General features: G+C 67.1%; 5 protein-coding genes. 2 read left to right on the plus strand and 3 right to left on the minus strand.

The features are described 5' to 3' along the window. Positions 1 to 47 precede the first annotated feature (47 nt). Entirely contained in the window at positions 48 to 1,220 is a 1,173-nt protein-coding gene (locus U9J23_RS19710; RefSeq protein WP_059384688.1) for an alkane 1-monooxygenase, read from the minus strand. Positions 1,221 to 1,449: 229 nt separating this feature from the next. Further along, positions 1,450 to 1,653 (minus strand): cold-shock protein, encoded by a 204-nt coding sequence (locus tag U9J23_RS19715; RefSeq protein WP_006553044.1) that lies wholly within the window; start codon positions 1,651 to 1,653, stop codon positions 1,450 to 1,452. 166 nt (positions 1,654 to 1,819) lie between these two features. Here U9J23_RS19715 and U9J23_RS19720 point away from each other — a divergent pair, with 166 nt between their 5' ends. Both U9J23_RS19720 and U9J23_RS19725 read left to right on the plus strand, forming a co-directional pair. Beyond that, on the plus strand, positions 1,820 to 3,076 hold the full coding sequence (locus U9J23_RS19720; protein WP_085469149.1) for a pyridoxal phosphate-dependent aminotransferase: 1,257 nt from the start codon (positions 1,820 to 1,822) through the stop codon (positions 3,074 to 3,076). Positions 3,077 to 3,406: 330 nt separating this feature from the next. Further along, on the plus strand, positions 3,407 to 4,696 hold the full coding sequence (locus U9J23_RS19725; protein ID WP_059384686.1) for a YibE/F family protein: 1,290 nt from the start codon (positions 3,407 to 3,409) through the stop codon (positions 4,694 to 4,696). A gap of 9 nt (positions 4,697 to 4,705) precedes the next feature. Here the strand turns inward: U9J23_RS19725 and U9J23_RS19730 are convergent, their stop codons facing one another. After that, positions 4,706 to 6,025: an Hsp70 family protein gene (locus tag U9J23_RS19730; RefSeq protein WP_326602977.1), complete on the minus strand. Its 1,320-nt coding sequence runs from the start codon at positions 6,023 to 6,025 to the stop codon at positions 4,706 to 4,708. Between the last annotated feature and the right edge of the window lie 52 nt (positions 6,026 to 6,077).

Genomic DNA, 6,077 nt, shown 5'->3' on the forward strand with positions numbered 1-6,077 from the left:
ACGGGTGTGCGCATCACAGAAACGGCGCGGTCTCCCCGACACGGCGCCTAACTGCGATTACCGTATCGCGCCTGAACCGCCGTTCGTTTCTCAGGCTCAATATTGATTCGCGACACATCGTGCCCGTAATGCTCGAGCAGTCGCGGATCCATTATCCGCCGCCACAGCGGCGGGAACAGCGCGAGGATGATCAATACCGCGTAGCCGGCGGGCAACTGCGGCGCCTGCGGCATCGACCGCAGGGTCTGGTAGCGGCGCAGCGGATTGGCGTGATGGTCGCTGTGCCGTTGCAGGTTGTAGAGGAACAGGTTGGAACACACGTGGTTGCTGTTCCAGCTGTGCTGGGGTTGCACGCGTTCGTAGCTGCCGTCCGGGCGCTTCTTGCGCAGCAGCCCGTAGTGCTCGAGATAGTTGGCGCCTTCTAGGAACATGATCGCCATGACGGCCTGGACGACGAGCCACGGGGCGATCGACCAGCCGAACACCGCGATGAGCACGGCGTACAGGACGACGCTCAGCGCCCACGCGTTGAGGATGTCGTTGTGCCGCACGTTCCAGAACGACGTACCGCGACGTTCGAGGCGGCCCTTCTCGTAGCGGATCGCCGAGCGGAGGCTGCCGAACACCGAGCGGGGCAGGAAGCGCCAGTAGCTCTCCCCCATGCGGGCGGTGGCGGGGTCCTCCGGGGTCGCCACACGGGCGTGGTGTCCACGATTGTGTTCGACGTAGAAGTGGCCGTAGAACGACTGGGCGAGTGCGATCTTCGCGAGGCGCCGCTCGATGGTGGTGCGCTTGTGCCCGAGTTCGTGCGCCGCGTTGATGCCGACACCGCCGACGATGCCGAGCGTGGCGGCCATCGCGAACCGTTCGGCGCCGCCCATGGGCTGCGACACCCACATCCAGCATCCGAATGCCAGGCCCGCGTACTGCAGTGGGAGATACAGGTAGGTGCAGTAGCGGTAGTACCGGTCGTTCTCGAGCGTCCGCATCACGCTCTCGGGGGGATTGCTCGTGTCCAGCCTCGCGAACGCGTCGACCAGCGGGCAGACGACGGCGATGACCAGTGCACCGGTGGCCCAGAAGACGCCGAGGTGCAGGTATTCGACGAGGAAGTAGGCGATGAAGGGACTCAGGGGGACGACGAGTCCGTACAGCCAGAGGCGCTTCTTGGGGTCGGTCCATCGATCGTGCGTCGCGCTGCGAGGAGTCGCCGAATCCACAAACACCAATCCCCCAGGAAGGAAAAACCGTCCGGTACGAATCCCCCCGCACCGGATGAAACAAACTGTTACCCCACGACCCGGATATACCTTACAAGTAGTACTTACCGACGGGTAGGTCTATATGACCCCTATGTGGCGCAGAGCACACACCGCGGTAGTACACGACGACGGCGCCGCATCCTGAGATGCGACGCCGTCGAACGCGGAATTCTCGAAAGGGTGCGACCTAGATGGCGCGCACGCCCTGAGCCTGCGGGCCCTTCTGCCCCTGACCGATCTCGAACTCGACTCGTGCCCCCTCGTCCAGGGTCTTGAAGCCCGAACCCTGGATCTCGGAGTAATGGACGAAAACGTCTGCTCCCCCACCATCCTGCTCGATGAAGCCGAAGCCCTTTTCCGCGTTGAACCACTTGACAGTGCCCTGCGCCATACCACTTGCTCCTTGCATTCCCCCACGTCACCCCGACGTGAGGCCTAGATGGACCTCGATCATCGCATTGATCCGGACATTCGTCGCGCCTTGTTTCCCAACTCGTTACCGCAACCGGCAAAACGCGGATGAAATCCTGTTGCGGCACGGTGGCACGATGTAAGCCGTGACTACCGAGGAGCAAGGCCAACTTCACCATCACATCAGCCGTCGGCTCGAGCAGTCGTCGAAGCTCCAGAACGTGCTCTACGAGATCCGCGGGCCGGTGCACGCCCACGCCGCGCGGCTCGAGGCCGAGGGGCATCGCATCCTCAAGCTCAACATCGGCAACCCCGCACCGTTCGGGTTCGAGGCGCCCGACACGATCGTGCAGGACATGATCGCGGCGCTGCCCCACGCGCAGGGCTACTCGGAGTCCAAGGGCATCGCCTCCGCCCGTCGCGCGATCGTCACGCGCTACGAGCTCGTGCCGCGCTTCCCGAAGTTCGACATCAACGATGTCTACCTGGGCAACGGCGTCTCCGAGCTCATCACCATCACCATGCAGGCCCTGCTCGACGACGGCGACGAGGTGCTCATCCCGGCACCCGACTATCCGTTGTGGACGGCGATGACCTCGCTCGCCGGTGGCACCCCCGTGCACTATCTGTGCGACGAGACCAACGACTGGAACCCGGACCTCGACGACATCGAGTCCCGGATCACCGACCGCACCAAGGCGATCGTGGTGATCAACCCGAACAACCCGACGGGCGCCGTGTACTCGCACGAGGTGCTCGAGGGGATCGTGCGCCTCGCCCGCAAGCACCAGTTGCTGCTGCTCGCCGACGAGATCTACGACAAGATCCTGTACGACGACTCGAAGCACATCTCCCTCGCCTCGCTGGCCCCCGACCTGCTCTGCCTGACCTACAACGGCCTGTCGAAGGCGTACCGGGTCGCCGGCTACCGATCGGGCTGGATGGTCATCACCGGCCCGAAGGATCACGCAGAGGGCTTCCTCGAAGGCGTCGACCTGCTCGCCTCGACGCGGTTGTGCCCCAACGTGCCGGCCCAGCACGCCATCCAGGTGGCGCTCGGTGGCTACCAGAGCATCGAGGACCTGGTGCTGCCCGGCGGGCGCCTGCTCGAGCAGCGCGACGTCGCGTGGGAGCGGCTCAACGCCATTCCGGGCGTGAGCTGCGTGAAGCCGCGCGGCGCGCTCTACGCCTTCCCGCGTCTGGACCCGGAGGTCTACGACATCCACGACGACGAGAAGCTCGTGCAGGATCTGCTGCTGCAGGAGCGCATCCTCGTCACCCAGGGCACGGGCTTCAACTGGCCGAACCACGACCATCTGCGCATCGTCACGCTGCCGTGGGCACGCGATCTGGCGGTGGCGATCGAGCGGATCGGTAACTTCCTGTCCTCCTACAAGCAGTAGGAACTAGGCTTCCGACCCCGGGCCGGCAATCGTTGCCGAACAGTTATATTGCGCCTTTCGGGACCAAAGTCCCTGTTTAGAGGCACGGGCGACCTACCCGAACGGACAGTTTGTCGGGTTCGTGACCATCGCCACATGTCAACCCCTCCCCAACCCGGGGTCGGAACCAGTAATTTGTCCTATGGCACTAAGCACTACGCGCTGTGCCGGGCTCCCTGATCGATCGCCATCCCCCCCCTGTGCGAGATCAGGTGACGGTGGCGGGGACACCCCCCCTGCTCCCCGCCACCACCAGCCCCAACCATCTCGCCTCTTGGCTAGCCTGTCCGGGTGAATCACGGACACGGCCACTTCGGCCACGGACACGGTCACGGCCACGGGCAGGACGAAAGTCCCATCCCACTCGGACCCATCGCCGCGAAGATCGTCGTCGGCCTCCTGGCTGCGATCGGTCTCCTTGTGCTCTTCGGTACCGCCCTGTTGTGGCCGAGCAGCCGTTCCGTGGACATCCCCGCCCCCTTCCAGACGAGTAGCGGCGGCGCGGTCGTCACCGAGGCCGGAACCGTCGTCGAACAGGACACCGGCCCGTGCGGCAGCGCGTCCTTCGGGCGCGTCTTCACCGGTGAGCCGTCCCCTCCCTCGAGCAACGCCTTCGACTGCGAACGCAGCATCGTCGCCATCGAATCCGGTCCCGACGACGGTGCCCGGACCCTCCTTGAGGTGATCCCCGGCCCGGGTCAGCCCGAACTACAGGCCGGCGACGAGATCCGTCTCGTCCGCCAGACCGATCCGGCGGGTGCCACCCAGTACTCCTTCTACGACTACGCCCGCGGTTTCCCGCTCGCCCTGGTGGTCGCGGCCTTCGCTGTCGTGGTGGTCGCGATCGCCCGTTGGCGCGGTCTGCGGGCCCTGATCGGCCTGGTGGTCGCGTTCGGGGTGCTGGTGGTGTTCATGCTCCCGGCGCTCCTGGACGGCAAACCCGCCGTGCCGGTCGCACTGGTCGGCGGTGCACTGATCCTCTACGCGGTGCTCTATCTGGCGCACGGCGTGAATCTGAGGACCAGTTCGGCGCTGCTCGGCACACTCGCGTCGATGGTCGTCGCGGCCCTGCTGTCCTACGTCGCGATCCGGATGACGCACCTGACGGGCCTGTCGGAGGAACAGAACACCGACGTACAGCTGTACATCGGGCACGTGTCGATCTCGGGCCTGCTGTTGGCCGGATTCATCATCGGCTCACTGGGTGTGCTCAACGACGTCACCATCACGCAGGCGTCGTCGGCCTTCGAACTCGCCGGGCTCGATCCCGAGTCGTCACGTCGTGAGATCTTCTCGGCGGCGATGCGCGTGGGCCGCGACCACATCGCCAGCACCGTCTACACACTCGTCCTCGCCTACGCGGGCGGCGCGCTGCCTCTGCTGCTGCTGTTCTCGGTGGCCGGGCGCTCGATCACGGATGTGATCACGAGCGACGCCGTGGCGATCGAGCTGGTCCGCGCATGCGTCGGCGGCATCGCGCTCACATTGTCGGTGCCGCTCACCACGGCGATCGCCGCCGTGCTCGCGCGTACCGACGCCCCCGGACAGCAGACGGGTGGCCGGCACGCGCGACGCGCGTGAGCGGGTGACTCAGGGAAGCCGGATCTGCGGCAGCGGCGGCAACTCGATCGTCGGCAGCGGCGGCAGCGTCGGCACCGGCACTCCCAGCCCCGGGATGGTCGGAGCCGGGGCGGGCGGAGGTTCGGGGGCCGGCGGCACCGGGCGCGGTGAGTAGGTCGTCGGAGCGGGCTCCGGCTCGACCGTGGTGGTCGTGGTGACCTGTGTGGGCGCCACCGCCGGTGCGGGGTTCTGGCGCGGCGCGTTGGTGGTCGTGGGGGTGTACGACTGGGTGGGGCTCGTCTCGTCGGTCGACGAACTCGTGAAGCCGGTGCTCAGCGCCACGCCGATGATCGCGACGACCGCGAGGGCCGTGCCGGCGATACCGGCGCCGGAGATCTGCTTGCCGCTGACAGACGGGCCGCGACCGGCCAGCGTCGACCACCACGGCTTCTTCGCGTCGGCGGATTCCGGGCCGGAGGCGGCCGCGGTCGTCGGTGCGGCGGCCGCAGCGACGACGGGGATCTGCTCGGTGTCAGCGCTGGTCGACGACGGGCGGCCCGGCACGATGCGGGTGAGGGTGCTCACCGGCTGCGAGTTCGCCGGCTTCGCGGCGGCCATGGCCCCGCCCTTGGCGAGCACGAGTTCGGGCTCGTGCGGCACCACCAGCGGCAGTCCGAGCCACGAGCGCAGCACCTCCTGCACGAGCGGGATGTGCGCGCCGCCGCCGAGCAGGACCACGGCCTCGGGGTTGCGACCGGCACGGGAGATCACCTGGTGCACGAACTGCGCCGACGACTCGACGCACTGCGCGATGAGCGGATCGAAGGTCTCGCGCGACATGAGCACGACTCCCGCAGCGCCGGGCACGGCCACGGTCTCGCTCAGCGAGAGCTTCTCCTTGGCCTCGCGGCACTGGGCGGACAATTCGTCGTCGGTGGCGGGGTCGTCGGGGCGCCACACACCGTTCGTGTCGAGCTGGTGGTCGCGGATCACGTTGTCGAAGACGCGGCCGCCGATGCTGTCGGTGCGTTCGGCGAGCACCTCTCGGGAGACGAGGTCGACGACGGTGACGGTGAGCCCGGCGTCGCCGAGGTCGTAGAAGACGGCGGTGTTGCTGCCGAGTTCGCCGGTGGCCTGCAGATAGGTGACGGCGGCCTCGGGTTCGGAGACGAGGAGGTAGCGGTCGATGTGTTCGACGGCCATCGCCGCGCGCAGGCGCTCGGCCTGGGCATGGTCGCGGTAGACCACTCCGACCCGCTCGATCGGATCGCCCGCTACACCGGTCTGGAAGAGCACCCCGAGGGTGCCCGCCGCCAGCCGTGCCGGATCGTCCTTACCGGTTTCGACCACCTGGAACTGGAACCCCGCCGTCGGGGTCGTTCGATCCACGGGCCGCACCACC

It is taken from the genome of Rhodococcus sp. PD04 (genome assembly GCF_035918275.1).
Lineage (GTDB): Bacteria > Actinomycetota > Actinomycetes > Mycobacteriales > Mycobacteriaceae > Rhodococcus > Rhodococcus rhodochrous.